Below are 14,345 nucleotides of genomic sequence, written 5' to 3' on the forward strand. Positions count from 1 at the left end.
ACTGTGCGCGCGGCCCATCTCCATCATTCAGGGACCTTTTCTATGCTCGACTGGGATACTCCTCGGAACACTGCTCAACCCGCATCCATCCGCCCTGCCCCTCTTGCCGATACCACGGGCCTTGGCGCCATCGACCGCAGCGGCGGGCGTGTCAGTGTAGATGAGAAGGCAATGATCAATTGTCGTGCCGATGTGAACCAACTGCTGCCACTCAAATACAAATGGGCCTGGGAGAAGTATCTCTCCGCCTGCAACAATCACTGGATGCCGACTGAAGTCTCCATGCAGGCGGATATCGCGCTCTGGAAATCGCGTGATGGGCTGACAGAAGACGAGCGGCGCATGATCAAGCGCAATCTCGGCTTCTTCGCAGCTTCGGAGAGCCTGGTGGCGAACAATATCGTTCTGGCGATTTACCGGCACCTTACCAATCCGGAATGTCGCCAGTACCTGCTCCGCCAAGCCTTCGAGGAGGCGGTTCACACGCACACTTTCCAATACATCGTGGAGAGCCTTGGCCTTGATGAGGGCGAGCTGTTCAACATGTATCGCGAGGTTCCCTCGATTACCGACAAGGCCGCCTGGGCGCTCAAGCACACCCAAGGCATCGAGAAGCCCTCATTCGCTACGGGAACTCCGGAAGCAGACCAAGCGTTTCTGCGCGATCTCATCGCCTTTTACGTCGTTTTCGAAGGCATGTGGTTCTACACGGGATTCGCGCAAATCCTGGCACTGGGCCGCCGCAACAAGATGGTCGGGATCGCGGAACAGTACCAATACATTCTGCGGGACGAGAGCATCCACCTGAATTTCGGGATCGATGTCATCAACCAGATCAAGATCGAGAACCCGCATCTCTGGACGCCAGCCTTCCAGGAAGAAGTTCGCCAGATGCTGCGCGAGGCAGCAGAGCTTGAAGCCGCCTATGGCCGGGACACGATGCCTCGCGGCTTCCTTGGCCTGAATTCGACCCTGTGCGAGCAATACATGCACTTCATTGCCAATCGCCGCTGCGCTCAGCTTGGCTTAAGCTCTGTCTTCGCCGAGGTCGACAATCCCTTCCCATGGATGTCCGAGGCGATGGACCTGAAGAAGGAAAAGAACTTCTTCGAAACTCGCGTCATCGACTACCAGAGCGGCGGTGCTCTGGCTTGGGACTAAACACAAAGATGCGGGGCGCTCGACGGCGCCCCGCGTATCCTAACCTTGGCGCATCGCGCGGAACCGGAGGTCCGCTCCCAGCGGTGCGCTCCTCTCAAGACTGAGCATCGGGTCAATCCCAGTAATGGAATCCGCTTTTCTCCTCCGATGCTCTAGTGCCGCAGACCAGGTGCTTCTTGGCCGGTACGGGCTACGTACTCTGTGTAGCCACCGCCATACTGGTGAATGCCTTCTGGCGTGAGCTCGAGGACCCGGTTTGACAAGGCCGCCAGGAAGTGGCGGTCGTGGGAGACGAAGAGCATGGTGCCCTCATAGCGCGAGAGCGCCTCGATCAGCATCTCCTTGGTCGCCATGTCCAGGTGGTTCGTGGGCTCGTCGAGCACCAGGAGGTTCGGCGGATCGTAAAGCATCTTGGCCATCACGAGACGCGCCTTCTCGCCACCCGACAACACGCGGCATTTTTTCTCCGCATCGTCGCCCGAGAAGCCGAAACATCCGGCGAGCGTGCGCAGCGAACCCTGCCCCGCCTGCGGGAACGATTCCTCCAGGAACTCAAACACCGTGCGGTCACCGTCGAGCACCTCCATGGCGTGCTGGGCGAAATAGCCCATCTTTACGCTAGCGCCGACGGTAACCGAGCCCTGGTCGGGCTCGGCAGTGCCTGCGACCAGCTTCAGCAGTGTGGACTTTCCAGCGCCGTTGACGCCCATGACGCACCAGCGCTCCTTACGGCGCACCGCGAAATCGAGTCCCTTATAGATGTTGTGGCTGCCATAGCCCTTATGGACATTCTTAAGGGTAATCACATCGTCACCTGAACGCGGCGCAGGAAGGAACTCGAACGCGACCGACTGACGGCGTCTGGGTGGCTCCACGCGTTCGATCTTCTCCAGCTTCTTCACCCGGCTTTGCACCTGCGCGGCGTGCGAGGCGCGGGCTTTGAAGCGCTCGATGAACTTGATTTCCTTGGCGAGCATCGCCTGCTGGCGCTCGAACTGCGCTTGCTGCTGCTTCTCGTTCAGCGCACGCTGCTGCTCGTAGAATTCGTAATCGCCGGAATATGTGGTGAGCGACCCACCGTCGATCTCGATGATCTTGTTGACGATCCGATTCATGAAGGCGCGGTCATGCGAGGTCATGAGCAGAGCGCCCTCATAGCCTTTGAGGAACTCCTCAAGCCAGATGAGGCTCTCAAGATCGAGATGGTTGCTCGGCTCATCGAGGAGCATGGCATCAGGACGCATGAGAAGAATACGAGCGAGCGCCACGCGCATCTTCCAGCCGCCGGACAAGGCGCCCACGTCACCGTCCATCATCTCCTGGCTGAAGCCGAGGCCATCCAGCACCTCGCGGGCGCGACCTTCGAGGGAATAGCCGTCGAGCTCCTCGTAGCGCGCCTGCACCTCACCATAGCGCGCGATGATGTCATCGAAATTTCCCGCCTGATCCGGGTCCGCCATCGCGGCCTCGAGTTCCTTCAGCTCGGCCGCCACTTCGCTGACCGGGCCAGCCCCGTCCATCACCTCGGCGACCGCGCTGCGACCCGCCATCTCGCCCACATCCTGGCTGAAATAGCCGATGGTCACGCCACGATCGACGGAGATCTGGCCCTCGTCCGGCTGCTCCTCCTTGGTGATCATCCTGAAGAGCGTCGTCTTGCCCGCGCCGTTGGGGCCTACCAGACCGACCTTCTCGCCCTTCTGGAGGGTCGCTGAGGCTTCAATGAAGAGAATCCGGTGGCTGTTTTGTTTGCTGACGTTCTCGACGCGAATCATAGTCCCTGGGCCTAAAGCAGTTGCGGCGGCCTTATGGCATGGGTCGCGTCTGGGGACGAGGGCCTCAGGGCGGACAAAATGTCAGCCTCTCTCCCTCACCTCTTTAGTCCTAGCCTCGCGATCTACCTGCTAAATGGCCTCCCAGGCCGCAGAGGCTTCCGAGCGCCGAAGTGCATCGAGAATACGCAGGTTCTGGATCGCATCGTCCAGTCCATAGGCCAAAGGCTCAGCACCGCGAACAGCCCGGCTGAACGCCTCGCCCTGGAGCTGGTACTGATCCAAGACGTGAAACTCAGTTGCCCGAGCCGATCCTCCACCAGGGACCGTACCGTCGTCCACGAAGATCCGAACCGGCCTGTCAGCGGGAGCATTGAAGGGAATTTCGACTTCGATCCGCCCTCTCGTACCAAGAGCCTGAAGTCGCTGGAAAGGAACTGTCTGCGTTGAAACCGTGAAGGTCAGCTGCCGACCGGCACCGAAATCCATGAGCGCGCTCGTCATGCGATCGGTTCCGAACGCAGGATCCCGATCAATCAGAGCGATTACCCGGAGAGGTTCCGCATCGAAAAAGTAGCGCCCCGCCACTACGGCATAGCACCCGATGTCCAGAAGACCGCCGCCGCCGATATCCGCCTTGTTGCGAATATTGAGGGGATCGACATTAAAATATGAGAAGGCCACCTGCAGCGCTCGCAGCTCTCCGATCTCGCTGCCTCTGATCAAATCCCTGGCATGCTGCCATTGCGGATGGTGCCGCACCATGAACGCCTCGGCGATCAGCACCTGAGATGAGGCGTCCTTCAGCGTCTCGGCCTCAGCGGACGTGATGGCAATGGGTTTCTCGCACAGGACATGCTTGCCGGCAGCGGCAGCCGCTAAGGTCATCGGAACGTGCAGATGATTGGGAAGCGGGTTATAGATTGCCTCGATGTCCGGATCAGCCAGCAAGGCTTCATAGGAACCGTAAGCTTTCCGGATTCCAAGCTCGTCTGCCATCTCCCGCGCGGAAGCCTCATTTCGAGAGGCAACAGCCACGATATCGCATAAGGAGCTCTTCATCATTCCCGGTACGACCTTCGTCCGGCCGATCTTTGCCGTACTCAGAATTCCCCAGCGTACAGGTTGCATCCTGTCCTCCCATGTAAAGTGCTATTGAGACAGAACCCGCGTGCGGGCCCGGCTCTGCCGCGAGACCTTCTTTGGATCCCGCAAGAACGGACCAGTCGTGTCACGTTCCAGCAGTGTCAACGGCAACCGTACGTTCCAATCCTCCGGGCTCATTCCCTGGCGAATCATTTTGAGCAGCACATCTGCACCTTTTCGCCCAAGATCATGCAGCGGTTGCCGAAATGTGGTGAGGGTCGGTTCGACATAATCGGCAAACTCGATGCCATCAAATCCGATCACGGAAACATCCTCAGGAATGCGAACACCAGCGGCCCGAACGACCTTGATGAACCCGATCGCACTCTCGTCGGAAGAGGCGTATATGCCTGTCGGTCGATTCTTGAGACGCAGGAAGGCTTCTGCAGCAGCGACACCCGCTGAAAAAACGAACCGCCCCTCCCAACACACGAAGTCCCGTTCAGTTAGGCCCGCCTCAGCGATGCCATCAAGGAAACCCGCGAGACGCTCAGCCGCAATGACGTTAGGAGGCGGTCCAGCGATGTATCCCAACCTTCTGTGTCCAAGCCGAACCAGATATTCAACGGCGGCCCGCGATGCCTCTCGATCCTGAACGACGACATTCGGGATCTTCTCCTCGTGAATGGCCGCGCACATGGCCACCATGGGGAGTTCAGCCTCCCTCATCGTTCGCTTGTCGCTTTCAGGAATCCGGCCATTCATGAGGATAATGCCATCGACCTGTCGAGACAAGGCAAGCTCGACATAGCGCGCCTCTCGCTCGGCACAATTGTCGAGATTGCCAATGACAAGGCCATAGCCTGATTGTGTGAGCTCATCATCGATCCCGCGCAGAATTTGAGCGAAGACAGGATTGGCAAGGTTAGGCACCACAACCAAAGCTGTCATCGTACGGCGCGTGCGAAGATTTCTCGCCACGCTGTTCGGAGTGTAGCCGCTGCGTCGTACAGCCTCCGTGACGAGGTCGCGCGTCTTCTGCCTGACCTTGTTCGGATCGGCCAGAACACGGCTGACCGTGGCGGTCGAGACACCGGCGAGCCGAGCCACATCGGCGATGCGCACCTCCTTTGCAGAAAGCCAGCCTTTCCGGCTCATGGAGAATACTCCTGAGACTCCAACAAGATATCATCCCTATCTTTATAGACCATACTTATGATTTCCGTAGTGCCTTGACTTCTTGGAAAAGTGCTTACAACTTATCAGGCAAGATGTAATCGATTACAAAAGTCGATACAACGCTTCTGGGAGGAAGCCATGCGCCTGAAGAAACGCGTTTCCGCGTATACCCTTGCTTTTGCCTTCATCTCAAGCTCTGGAGCACTTGCGCAGCAGAAGGCTGAGGTACTCCATTGGTGGACATCGGCGGGTGAATCCGCGGCCGTAAGGGTCTTCGCGGATCAGTTCACCAAGGCTGGCGGCACCTGGGTCGACAATGCCATCGCAGGTGGCGTCAATGCTCGCGCAGCAGGTGTCAACCGCATCGTTGGCGGCAACCCGCCAACCATGACGCAGTTCAACACCGGCAAGCAGTTCGATGAACTCGTCAGTGCCGGCCTCCTCCGCGATCTCGATGCTCAGGCCAAGGCTGGCAAATGGCGCGAGATCATGCCGAAATTGATCGTCGACGCGGTTACCCGCGAGGGCAAAGCCTATGCGGTCCCGGTCAACATCCACGGCCAGAACTGGATGTTCTACAACACCAAGGTCTTCGCCGATGCGGGCGTGGAACCGCCGAAGACGTTCCCCGAGCTGTTGCAGGTCAGCGACAAGCTGAAGGAAAAAGGTGTCATCCCGCTGGCTCTCGGCGGCCAGCCGACCTGGGAGCGCAATCTGTTCAATGCCGTGCTCGTGGGCCACGGCGGCCCCGACCTGTTCCGCAAGGTTCTTGGCGAGCGTGATCAGAAGGCAGCCAAGAGTCCCAAGTTCAAGGAGGTCGTCGAGATCTACGGCAAGATGCGTGGGCTCGTCGACCAGGGCAGCCCGGGCCGGAACTGGAACGATGCCGCGTCGCTCGTCATCACCGGCAAGGCCGCCATGCACTTCAACGGCGATTGGGCCAAGGGCGAGTTCATCGCGGCGGGCCAGACGGCCGGCAAGGAATATGGCTGCACCATCGTGGGCGAAACCCCCAGGGAAATCATCGGCGGCGACGTGTTCGTGTTCCCGGCGACCAAGGACAAGGCGCAGCTCGCCACGCAGGACAAGCTCGTCGAGGTGCTACTCGACCCGGCGAGCCAGCTCGAGTTCAACAAGAAGAAGGGCTCGATCCCGGTCCGCATGGATGTGGACATCTCCTCCATGGACGCCTGCGCCCAGAAGTCTCATGCGGTGGTGAAGGATCCCGCCAACCAGGTGGAGGCTCAGGAACTGATCTCGACTCCGAACTTCACCGGCGCCATGCAGGACGCGATTACGCAGTACTGGAACACTCCGAACATGTCGGCCGATGCCTTCATCGAGAAGGTCACAGCGGCCATGCGCGACGCGAGCTGATCCCTGCGGCTCGCCCCCGGGGCTGGGGCGAGCCGTCCTTTGCCGAGGCTTGAATTTTCTCGACAGGACGTTCTCGATGGCCACCATCCCGATCCGCGTTCCCAATCTCGCCGCGTCCAGAACCACGGCCCGAAGCCGCATCCGAAAGCGATTGCCCGCGGCTTTCGCCCTCCTTCCGACCGCCCTCGTTGTCCTTGTCGTCTATATCGGCTGCATGCTCTGGACTGTGCGGCTCTCATTCACGAGCTCGACGCTCCTTCCGAAGCTCGACTGGGTCGGCCTGGCACAATACAGCCGCCTCTTCGCCAACGACCGTTTCCTGACCTCGGTCGAGAACATTGCCATCTTCGGCGTCCTGTTCATCTCGGGCTGCCTCATTCTCGGCTTCCTGCTCGCGGTGTTCATCGATCAGAACGTGCGCGGCGAAGGCGTTTTCCGAACCGTTTTCCTTTATCCCTATGCCATGTCCTTCGTCGTCACCGGCGTGGCCTGGCAATGGTTTCTCAATCCCGGATTAGGCCTTCAGAAACTCGTGCGGGATCTGGGCTTCCCGAACTTCACCTTCGACTGGATCGTCAACCAGGACATGGCCATCTACACCATCGTCATCGCGGGCCTCTGGCATGGGGCCGGCCTGACCATGGCCATCCTGCTTGCAGGCCTGCGCGGAGTGGATGAGGATCTGTGGAAGGCTGCCAAGGTCGACGGCATTCCCACTTGGCGCGTCTATGTCTCCATCGTCCTGCCCCTGCTCCGACCCATGGTCATCACCGCAACGGTGCTGCTCACGACCGGCGTCGTGAAGCTCTACGATCTCGTCGTCGCGATGACCCTGGGCGGTCCGGGCATCGCCACCGAAGTGCCTGCGAAGTTCGTGATGGACCACCTGTTCGAGCGCAACAACATCGCGCTGGGCACCGCCACCGCCACGATCATGCTGATTGCCGTGGTGTCCGTGCTGGCTCCGTGGGTCTATGCCCGCTACGTCCGACCGCAAGGGAGGCACGCATGAACGCTGCTCAGCCTCAAGGCCGTCGCCCGCGCCGCCTCACCCCCGGCCGCATCGGCGTCTATGTCTTCCTGATCTCGGCCGCCCTGTTCTTTCTGCTGCCGCTCTGGATCATGGTCGTGACCTCCCTCAAGCCCATGGAGGAAATCCGGCTCGGCAACATCCTCGCGCTGCCGCAGATGCTCACCTTCGAGGCGTGGAGCAAGGCCTGGTCATCGGCCTGCACGGGTCTCGAGTGCCACGGCATCAGCGTGGGCTTCTGGAACTCGGTGCGGATCCTGATCCCGTCCGTGATCTTCTCGATCATCGCGGGAGCGATCAACGGCTATGCCCTCTCCTTCTGGCGGGTCAAAGGCGCCAACATCCTGTTCGGCGTGCTGCTGCTCGGCGCCTTCATTCCCTATCAAGTCTTTCTCTATCCGCTGGTGCGCATCTTCTCGATGACCGGCATCTACAATTCACTCACATGCATCGTTCTGGTCCACGTCATCTTCGGCCTTCCCACGATGACGCTGCTGTTCCGCAACTATTATGCAGGCCTCCCTATCGAGCTGTTCAAGGCGGCACGCATCGACGGAGGTGGCTTCTGGTCCATCTTCTTCCAGGTCATCCTGCCTATGTCCACGCCGATCCTGGTGGTCGCCACGATCCTGCAGGTGACCGGCATCTGGAACGACTTCATCTTCGGCTTGACGTTCGCCGGCCGGGAGAACCTGCCGATGACCGTACAGCTCAACAACATCGTTCACTCGACCCAGGGTGAGCGCGCCTACAACGTCGACATGGCCGCCACCATGCTCGCAGCGTTGGTTCCCCTCGTCATCTACTTCGTTTCAGGACGTTGGTTCGTTCGCGGCATCGCTGCCGGCGCGGTGAAGGGATAGGACATGTCTGCCGTTTCAGTTCGTGATGTTACCGTTGCCTTCGAGGCATTCCGCGTTTTCGATGGTCTTTCGCTTGATATCGAGGAAGGCGAGTTCATCGTGCTCCTCGGCCCTTCCGGCTGTGGCAAGTCGACACTCCTCAACGCCATCGCCGGCCTCCTCGACGTCGCCTCGGGTCAGATCTGGATAGGCGGCAAGAATGTCACCTGGGAGGAGCCCAAGGATCGCGGCATCGCCATGGTCTTCCAGTCCTACGCCCTCTATCCTCGGATGAGCGTCCGTGAGAACATGTCCTTCGGTCTCAGGATGGCGAAGACGCCGAAGCCCGAGATCGAGCGGCGTGTCAATCAGGCAGCGGAACTCCTGCAGATCACGCATCTTCTGGATCGCAGGCCCGATCAGCTTTCCGGGGGCCAGCGCCAGCGCGTCGCCATCGGCCGGGCGCTTGTGCGCGATGCGGCGGTATTCCTGTTCGATGAGCCACTGTCCAATCTCGATGCCAAGCTCAGGAATGAGTTGCGTGTGGAAATCAAACGCCTCCACGCGCGGCTCGGTAAAACCACGATGGTTTATGTGACGCATGATCAGATCGAGGCCATGACCCTGGCCGACCGGATCGTGGTGCTGAAGGAGCAGAAGGTCCAGCAGATCGGAAGCCCGGATGAAATCTATCGCCGTCCCGCCAACCTTTTCGTGGCAGGCTTCGTAGGTTCCCCGCAGATGAACTTCGTCAAAGGCCGCATCGAAGGTAGCGGCGCCGGCCCAGAGTTCGTTTCTGGCAAGCGTCGCTTGTCGCTCGCCGGGTATCAATTCACTGACGCGCCGCAGCCGGGACGGGAGGTTGTCCTTGGCGTCAGGCCCGAGCACCTCGACATACTCGAAGCAGGCACCTGGCCGGACTTCAAGGTCGACATCGTCGAGCCTATGGGCGCCGACACAGTGATCTGGTGCAGCGATGGTGAGGGCTCTATTCAGGTACGCACGAGCGGGAGCAAACGAACTGCTCGTGGTGAAGCCCTCTCCGTCGGCGTCGATCCCGCACAAATCTCCCTGTTTGCCGCAGATAGCGGCGACCGCCTTTGATCCGAAACGTCTCTCACTCGCGAAACGAGCTTCCTCGCCTGCTCGCCATGCCATCAAACCTTGAGGACCCAATGAGCGTCACAGACCTTCTTTCCATTCAACTCTATACCTTGCGCTCGCTGGAGGACGTTGATCGCATTCTCGATACCGTGGCGGAAGCCGGCTATCGCTATGTGGAGACCGTTGGCTCGCATCTCGAGAATGCCGCAAGCATCAAATCGAAGCTTGATGCGAGAGGGCTCAAGGCGTCGTCGAGCCATGTCAGTATGGCAGCTCTGCGCGAGAAACCCGAGTCGGTCATCGAGGCCTGCCAGACGCTCGGCTTCAAGGATCTCTTCATGCCGGCCGTGCCTCCAGAGCAACGCGACATGGACGCCGAGGGCTGGCGCTCGCTTGGGCGGGAGTTGGGCGAGATGGCCCACCGCTTTCACGAGCAAGGCATCAGCCTCGGCTATCACAACCACCATTGGGAGCTGAAACCGAAGGATGGCAGCAGGACAGCCCTTGAACTGATCTTCGAAGCGGCAGGAGACAGCCCTCTTGCATGGCAGGTCGATGTTGCATGGCTCGCGCGCGGCAATGTCGATCCGAAGGAGTGGATCCATCGCTATCGCAGCAAGATCACGGCTGCCCATGTGAAGGACATCGCGCCGCCTGGGCAGAACGAGGACCAGGACGGCTGGGCCGATGTCGGCTCCGGCATTCTGAATTGGCACGAATTGTGGCGCACCTGCCGGGAGGCAGGCGCCCAATGGATGGTGGTCGAGCACGACAAGCCTGCAGACCCCGCACAAACCGCCCGCGCCAGCTTCGCCTTCCTGCGCACCATCGAGGATTGATCATCATGGATACCCTGAACGTCGGCATCGTCGGCTGCGGCAACATCTCCGGCATTTACCTGCAGAATATCCCAGCCTATCGCGGTCTCTCGCTGCGTGCCTGCGCGGACATGCGGCCCGAAGTGGCCCAGGCCCAGGCGTCTCGCCATGGCATCGAAGCGATGTCCGTCGATCAGCTTTTGGCCCGCGACGACATCGATCTCGTGGTAAATCTCACGATCCCAAGTGCTCATTTCGGCGTATCGCTTGCAGCGCTGAGCGCAGGCAAGCACGTGTTCTCGGAAAAGCCGCTTGCCGTTGATTTCGAGCAAGGTCGCAAGCTTGTGGATGAGGCGGAGGCCCGTGGTCTCCTTCTTGGGTGCGCACCCGATACCTTCCTGGGCGCAGGCGGCCGCCTTGCACGCAATCTCATCGATGACGGTTCCGTGGGACATATCCTATCGGGCACGGCCTTCCTGATGTCGCACGGAATGGAACATTGGCATCCCGATCCGGAATTTTTCTTCAAGCCTGGTGGCGGTCCTATCTTCGATATGGCCCCGTACTACCTCAGCACGCTTGTGAACCTGATCGGCCCGGTCAAGCGCGTCTTCGCGATGTCAAGCATCGGTTTTCCTGAGCGCATCGTGACAACGGAGTCCTCTCCACGTAAGGGTGAGCGCATCACGGTCGAGACGCCCACCAATGTCATGGCGCTCCTGGAATTCGCTTCCGGCGCCCAAGTCACCCTGTGCATGAGCTGGGACGTGTGGAAACACGGGCACCCGGCCATCGAGCTCTACGGCACGGAAGGTTCACTTCGCGTGCCGGATCCGAACTTCTTCGGCGGTCATGTGGAGGTCACGGATCGTGGTAGCGATTGGCGTGCGCTTGACTCGAGCGCGATGCCCCTTGGCGCTCCCAACTGGCGCTCACCAAACTGGGCACCCGATGTACCGGCACGTGCAAATTATCGTGCCCTCGGTCTGGCCGATCTCGCCAATGCCGCCCTGCGCGGCACGCCGCACCGCTCCAGCGGGCGCCTCGGACTTCACGTCCTTGAGGTCATGCATTCCATTCTGGAAGGTGCTGCCACGGGTCAGCAGAAGGCAATCACGACCATGCTGGAGCGCCCGGCTGTTCTCGCTGACGATGATGCGGCCGAACTCTGGAAAGGCCTTCCTCAAACCGCATCTGCAGCCTGAGGGAGCAGCCTGAATGCGCGAGGCACTGATCGTCTGGGGTGGCTGGAGCGGGCATGAGCCGGAGCAATGCGCGGGCATCATCGCCAGTATGCTGGAAGAGGACGGCTTCAAGGTCCGCATGGAAACCTCGACCAGGGCGTTCGCAGATCCAGACCTCGCGCAACTTAGCCTCATCGTCCCGATCCACACCATGTCGAAGATCGAAAAAGATGAGGTGGCCAATCTCTCCCGGGCCGTACGCGAAGGCGTGGGTCTGGCAGGCTATCATGGCGGGATGGGAGACGCCTTTCGCGAAGCCGTCGAGTACCAGTTCATGTGCGGCGGACAATGGGTGGCTCATCCCGGCAACATCATCGATTACCGGGTCAATGTGACCCGTCCCGATGATCCGATCATGCAGGACATCCAGGACTTCGACTATCGCTCCGAGCAGTATTATATGCACGTCGATCCTTCGAACGAGGTTCTGGCAACGACAACGTTCTCCGGAGAACATGCACCATGGATCGAAGGCGTCGTCATGCCGGTCGTCTGGAAACGCCATCACGGCCAGGGGCGCGTCTTCTACAGCTCCCTCGGGCATGTGGCGAAGGAATTCGAGGTGCCCGAAATGCGCACGATCCTCAGGCGCGGCATGCTCTGGGCGGCTCGATAAGCGTGTCATAAAACTGTCATGCAAACTTCATTAGGCGGCACCATATCGACCTGATATCCCTTCCCCGTCATTCAATGGGGAAGCCAAATGGCGAAGACCGATAAGGATCCACTTCAAAAACTGTCCACGCTTATGGCAAAGGCCGTACAGCGTGGAGAAAAGCTCGAACGCACTCTCACCAAGCTCGTTGCCCAGTCAGAGCCTGGCTCTGCGGCAGACGATTTCCTAAAAGCTGTTCAAGGAGGCCTCAAAGCCATCCGGAAGAACGTCAAGTCGCTGGAGCGATCGGTCTCCGCTGATGCGAAGAAGGCATCGAAGGAACAGGCTAAGAAGGGTTTTAAGAAGCCCGCAAAGCGCAATGCCATTCCCAAGAAGCCTGCGTCTGCTGACATCAGCCCGCTTGTCGAAATGACCATCCAAGAGTGAAACTACCTCACCCCATCACCAAAGAACATATTCTGGAGGGCCTGCTCCTGGGCCCTTCATCGATAACCTACGCCATTGGAGTCTGGCCTATTGCCGAGTGGATGGCGTGGAGTGGTACAGGCCGATCTTCCTGCCAAGGCCGCTTCTGCGATGAAGTATCACAAGTTAGATGTAGGCCGTGCAGGCTGCCGTAACGGCCCCATGAACTGCCTGTCTTTCGGCAACGCAACTGGCCTTTAGAATATTTTAGAGACGGAGCCGATTGGTGAGGCTATATATTGAACGAGGTAGTACCAAAGAGATCTTAAAGTGACTTTTGTGTTCATATTGAGTGCCCTGGTTGGAGCAGCGGTTACTTTCGGTGCCCTCTGGCCCCTAGGTGCGGCCATCGCGCTGATCGGGGCCCCATTTGGTGCAAGCCTATTAGCGCTTCTTGTAGCTATTCTCCTATCTCCGCGAACTTCAGAGACCAAGAAGGCAAGCTCCCAGCGGGCCTGATAACAGGCGGCAGTCTCCACCGCTCTCTACGTGAAGTGCGGCCAGCATGAGCTGCACCACTCTAAGCGGCACCTATTGAGCTCCACGATAGTACGATAGCATATCCCTTGGCATCAAAGATCGGGATGACTTTTTACCGAGGAAAAAGCTCCCAGATGGGCCGTCGTAGGAATGCCGCTTCGACGATACACGATCAAAGTGTTTCAGCCAGAAGAATAGAAGTGCGGTTACCAGTCCGAACTTCGATGATTTGAAAATACCAGCTGAAAAATAGCGGATCGACCAAAGCAACGCTGTCCCAGGCCCACGCGTGATCCCTGCTTCGATTTCCTCGAACCGGCGAAACAACCATCGGTGTCCGCTTGGCGTAAATCTGGTGAAATCATAAGCCGCTTCGTGCACCTGCTGCATGAAAGGCGTTTCTGCATAGACGAGGCCACCTGGCGACAGAACTCGATATATTTCAGCCACTACATCGGAAGGAGTAAGGACGTGCTCGAGAACGGCTTGAATCCACACTCCATGGACTGAGGAGTCTGCAAGTGGGAGCTGATGCCCATCCGAAACGAAATGCGTCAGCTCTGATTTGTAGATATCGGTTCCGAAGACCGTCACGTCCGGATCAGAATATAGCGCTTGAGCGCCATTCCCTATTTCCCCTCCCCCGATGACGAGAATGATGGGATGCGCATAGGTAGCCTTCAGTTCGGAAAGGAACCGCGTGGCATTCGCCTCCGTAGGCCCCTCTGTTCGAAGAAGCGATTTCTTGAGCTTCTGCGCCCACCCCACCCGCCTCTTCACTGGAGAGGATGCGCGATTGGCCAAGACTTGCTCTCTCAATACGATCGAGTTCTCGAAGTCGATGAGGACCGGAACTGTATCGACTACCGGAAATTCGGACGTCGACATCTGGCATATGCTGTTCGTACAGCGCCAGCCATGAGTGGCTCTTGAGGATAAAAGCGGGAATTTACAACGTGGGCAATGCAGGTGAATCATCTCATCCAGCCTCAACCTGTTTCTAACGATGAGAGCGCAATCCATTGACGCTCTGTGCAACTAGGTCTGCTTACTGGTAGGCGCCGAACTCAACGCGCCCGTCTTTGAATGCACGAATCAAACCATAACGCAGCAGCAATTCTTGCGGTGACCTATGCCGAGATCATGGCATCGGTCTTGATCACACAACTCC

Annotated in this window: 13 protein-coding genes; 9 read left to right on the top strand and 4 right to left on the bottom strand. The window is 59.0% G+C overall.

Translation table 11 applies throughout. The features are described from left to right. The first annotated feature begins 42 nt into the window (after window positions 1–42). On the top strand, window positions 43–1,161 hold the full coding sequence (locus AA309_RS08560) for a ribonucleotide-diphosphate reductase subunit beta (protein ID WP_047188586.1): 1,119 nt from the start codon (window positions 43–45) through the stop codon (window positions 1,159–1,161). A gap of 152 nt (window positions 1,162–1,313) precedes the next feature. Here AA309_RS08560 and AA309_RS08565 read toward each other — a convergent pair whose 3' ends face one another. The 3 genes from AA309_RS08565 to AA309_RS08575 form a co-directional block, all read right to left on the bottom strand. Continuing rightward, the gene (locus AA309_RS08565) at window positions 1,314–2,936 is read right to left on the bottom strand and encodes an ABC-F family ATP-binding cassette domain-containing protein (protein WP_047188587.1); all 1,623 of its coding nucleotides are present in this window, start codon (window positions 2,934–2,936) and stop codon (window positions 1,314–1,316) included. Window positions 2,937–3,065: 129 nt separating this feature from the next. Further along, the gene (locus tag AA309_RS08570) at window positions 3,066–4,064 is read right to left on the bottom strand and encodes a Gfo/Idh/MocA family protein (protein WP_047188588.1); all 999 of its coding nucleotides are present in this window, start codon (window positions 4,062–4,064) and stop codon (window positions 3,066–3,068) included. Window positions 4,065–4,085: 21 nt separating this feature from the next. Then, complete coding sequence (locus AA309_RS08575) at window positions 4,086–5,177, bottom strand: LacI family DNA-binding transcriptional regulator (RefSeq protein ID WP_052954574.1); 1,092 nt, start codon at window positions 5,175–5,177, stop codon at window positions 4,086–4,088. A 159-nt stretch (window positions 5,178–5,336) separates the two neighbouring features. On the opposite strand from AA309_RS08575, the gene AA309_RS08580 reads away from it, so the two are divergent. The 8 genes from AA309_RS08580 (at window position 5,337) to AA309_RS31805 (ending at window position 12,655) form a co-directional block, all read left to right on the top strand. After that, window positions 5,337–6,575 carry an ABC transporter substrate-binding protein gene (locus tag AA309_RS08580; RefSeq protein WP_047188589.1) on the top strand — a complete coding sequence of 413 codons (1,239 nt, stop codon included), beginning with the start codon at window positions 5,337–5,339 and terminating at the stop codon, window positions 6,573–6,575. A 76-nt stretch (window positions 6,576–6,651) separates the two neighbouring features. Further along, a complete protein-coding gene (locus AA309_RS08585; protein WP_047188590.1) occupies window positions 6,652–7,587 on the top strand; it encodes a carbohydrate ABC transporter permease in 936 nt (311 codons plus the stop codon). Beyond that, complete coding sequence (locus AA309_RS08590; protein WP_047188591.1) at window positions 7,584–8,468, top strand: carbohydrate ABC transporter permease; 885 nt, start codon at window positions 7,584–7,586, stop codon at window positions 8,466–8,468. Before AA309_RS08585 ends, AA309_RS08590 begins: the two co-directional genes overlap by 4 nt. A gap of 3 nt (window positions 8,469–8,471) precedes the next feature. After that, window positions 8,472–9,551 carry an ABC transporter ATP-binding protein gene (locus AA309_RS08595; RefSeq protein WP_047188592.1) on the top strand — a complete coding sequence of 360 codons (1,080 nt, stop codon included), beginning with the start codon at window positions 8,472–8,474 and terminating at the stop codon, window positions 9,549–9,551. Window positions 9,552–9,622: 71 nt separating this feature from the next. Continuing rightward, on the top strand, window positions 9,623–10,390 hold the full coding sequence (locus tag AA309_RS08600; RefSeq protein WP_047188593.1) for a sugar phosphate isomerase/epimerase family protein: 768 nt from the start codon (window positions 9,623–9,625) through the stop codon (window positions 10,388–10,390). Between the two features lie 5 nt (window positions 10,391–10,395). Then, entirely contained in the window at window positions 10,396–11,574 is a 1,179-nt protein-coding gene (locus AA309_RS08605) for a Gfo/Idh/MocA family protein (RefSeq protein ID WP_047188734.1), read from the top strand. A 13-nt stretch (window positions 11,575–11,587) separates the two neighbouring features. Continuing rightward, window positions 11,588–12,229, top strand: a complete 642-nt coding sequence (locus AA309_RS08610; RefSeq protein ID WP_047188594.1) for a ThuA domain-containing protein — start codon at window positions 11,588–11,590, stop codon at window positions 12,227–12,229. 87 nt (window positions 12,230–12,316) lie between these two features. Next, the gene (locus AA309_RS31805; protein WP_052954576.1) at window positions 12,317–12,655 is read left to right on the top strand and encodes a hypothetical protein; all 339 of its coding nucleotides are present in this window, start codon (window positions 12,317–12,319) and stop codon (window positions 12,653–12,655) included. A gap of 570 nt (window positions 12,656–13,225) precedes the next feature. Here the strand turns inward: AA309_RS31805 and AA309_RS08615 are convergent. After that, window positions 13,226–14,062 carry a class I SAM-dependent methyltransferase gene (locus AA309_RS08615; RefSeq protein WP_052954578.1) on the bottom strand — a complete coding sequence of 279 codons (837 nt, stop codon included), beginning with the start codon at window positions 14,060–14,062 and terminating at the stop codon, window positions 13,226–13,228. Between the last annotated feature and the right edge of the window lie 283 nt (window positions 14,063–14,345).

Origin of the sequence: Microvirga vignae (assembly GCF_001017175.1) — a bacterium.
GTDB classification, from domain to species: domain Bacteria; phylum Pseudomonadota; class Alphaproteobacteria; order Rhizobiales; family Beijerinckiaceae; genus Microvirga; species Microvirga vignae.

Excerpts from the sequence above, each read along its gene's own strand:
- AA309_RS08560 (WP_047188586.1), top strand. The coding sequence starts at position 43 with ATGCTCGACTGGGATACTCCTCGGAACACTGCTCAACCCGCATCCATC.
- AA309_RS08565 (WP_047188587.1), bottom strand. The coding sequence starts at position 2,936 with ATGATTCGCGTCGAGAACGTCAGCAAACAAAACAGCCACCGGATTCTC.
- AA309_RS08570 (WP_047188588.1), bottom strand. The coding sequence starts at position 4,064 with ATGCAACCTGTACGCTGGGGAATTCTGAGTACGGCAAAGATCGGCCGG.
- AA309_RS08575 (WP_052954574.1), bottom strand. The coding sequence starts at position 5,177 with ATGAGCCGGAAAGGCTGGCTTTCTGCAAAGGAGGTGCGCATCGCCGAT.
- AA309_RS08580 (WP_047188589.1), top strand. The coding sequence starts at position 5,337 with ATGCGCCTGAAGAAACGCGTTTCCGCGTATACCCTTGCTTTTGCCTTC.
- AA309_RS08585 (WP_047188590.1), top strand. The coding sequence starts at position 6,652 with ATGGCCACCATCCCGATCCGCGTTCCCAATCTCGCCGCGTCCAGAACC.
- AA309_RS08590 (WP_047188591.1), top strand. The coding sequence starts at position 7,584 with ATGAACGCTGCTCAGCCTCAAGGCCGTCGCCCGCGCCGCCTCACCCCC.
- AA309_RS08595 (WP_047188592.1), top strand. The coding sequence starts at position 8,472 with ATGTCTGCCGTTTCAGTTCGTGATGTTACCGTTGCCTTCGAGGCATTC.
- AA309_RS08600 (WP_047188593.1), top strand. The coding sequence starts at position 9,623 with ATGAGCGTCACAGACCTTCTTTCCATTCAACTCTATACCTTGCGCTCG.
- AA309_RS08605 (WP_047188734.1), top strand. The coding sequence starts at position 10,396 with ATGGATACCCTGAACGTCGGCATCGTCGGCTGCGGCAACATCTCCGGC.
- AA309_RS08610 (WP_047188594.1), top strand. The coding sequence starts at position 11,588 with ATGCGCGAGGCACTGATCGTCTGGGGTGGCTGGAGCGGGCATGAGCCG.
- AA309_RS31805 (WP_052954576.1), top strand. The coding sequence starts at position 12,317 with ATGGCGAAGACCGATAAGGATCCACTTCAAAAACTGTCCACGCTTATG.
- AA309_RS08615 (WP_052954578.1), bottom strand. The coding sequence starts at position 14,062 with ATGTCGACGTCCGAATTTCCGGTAGTCGATACAGTTCCGGTCCTCATC.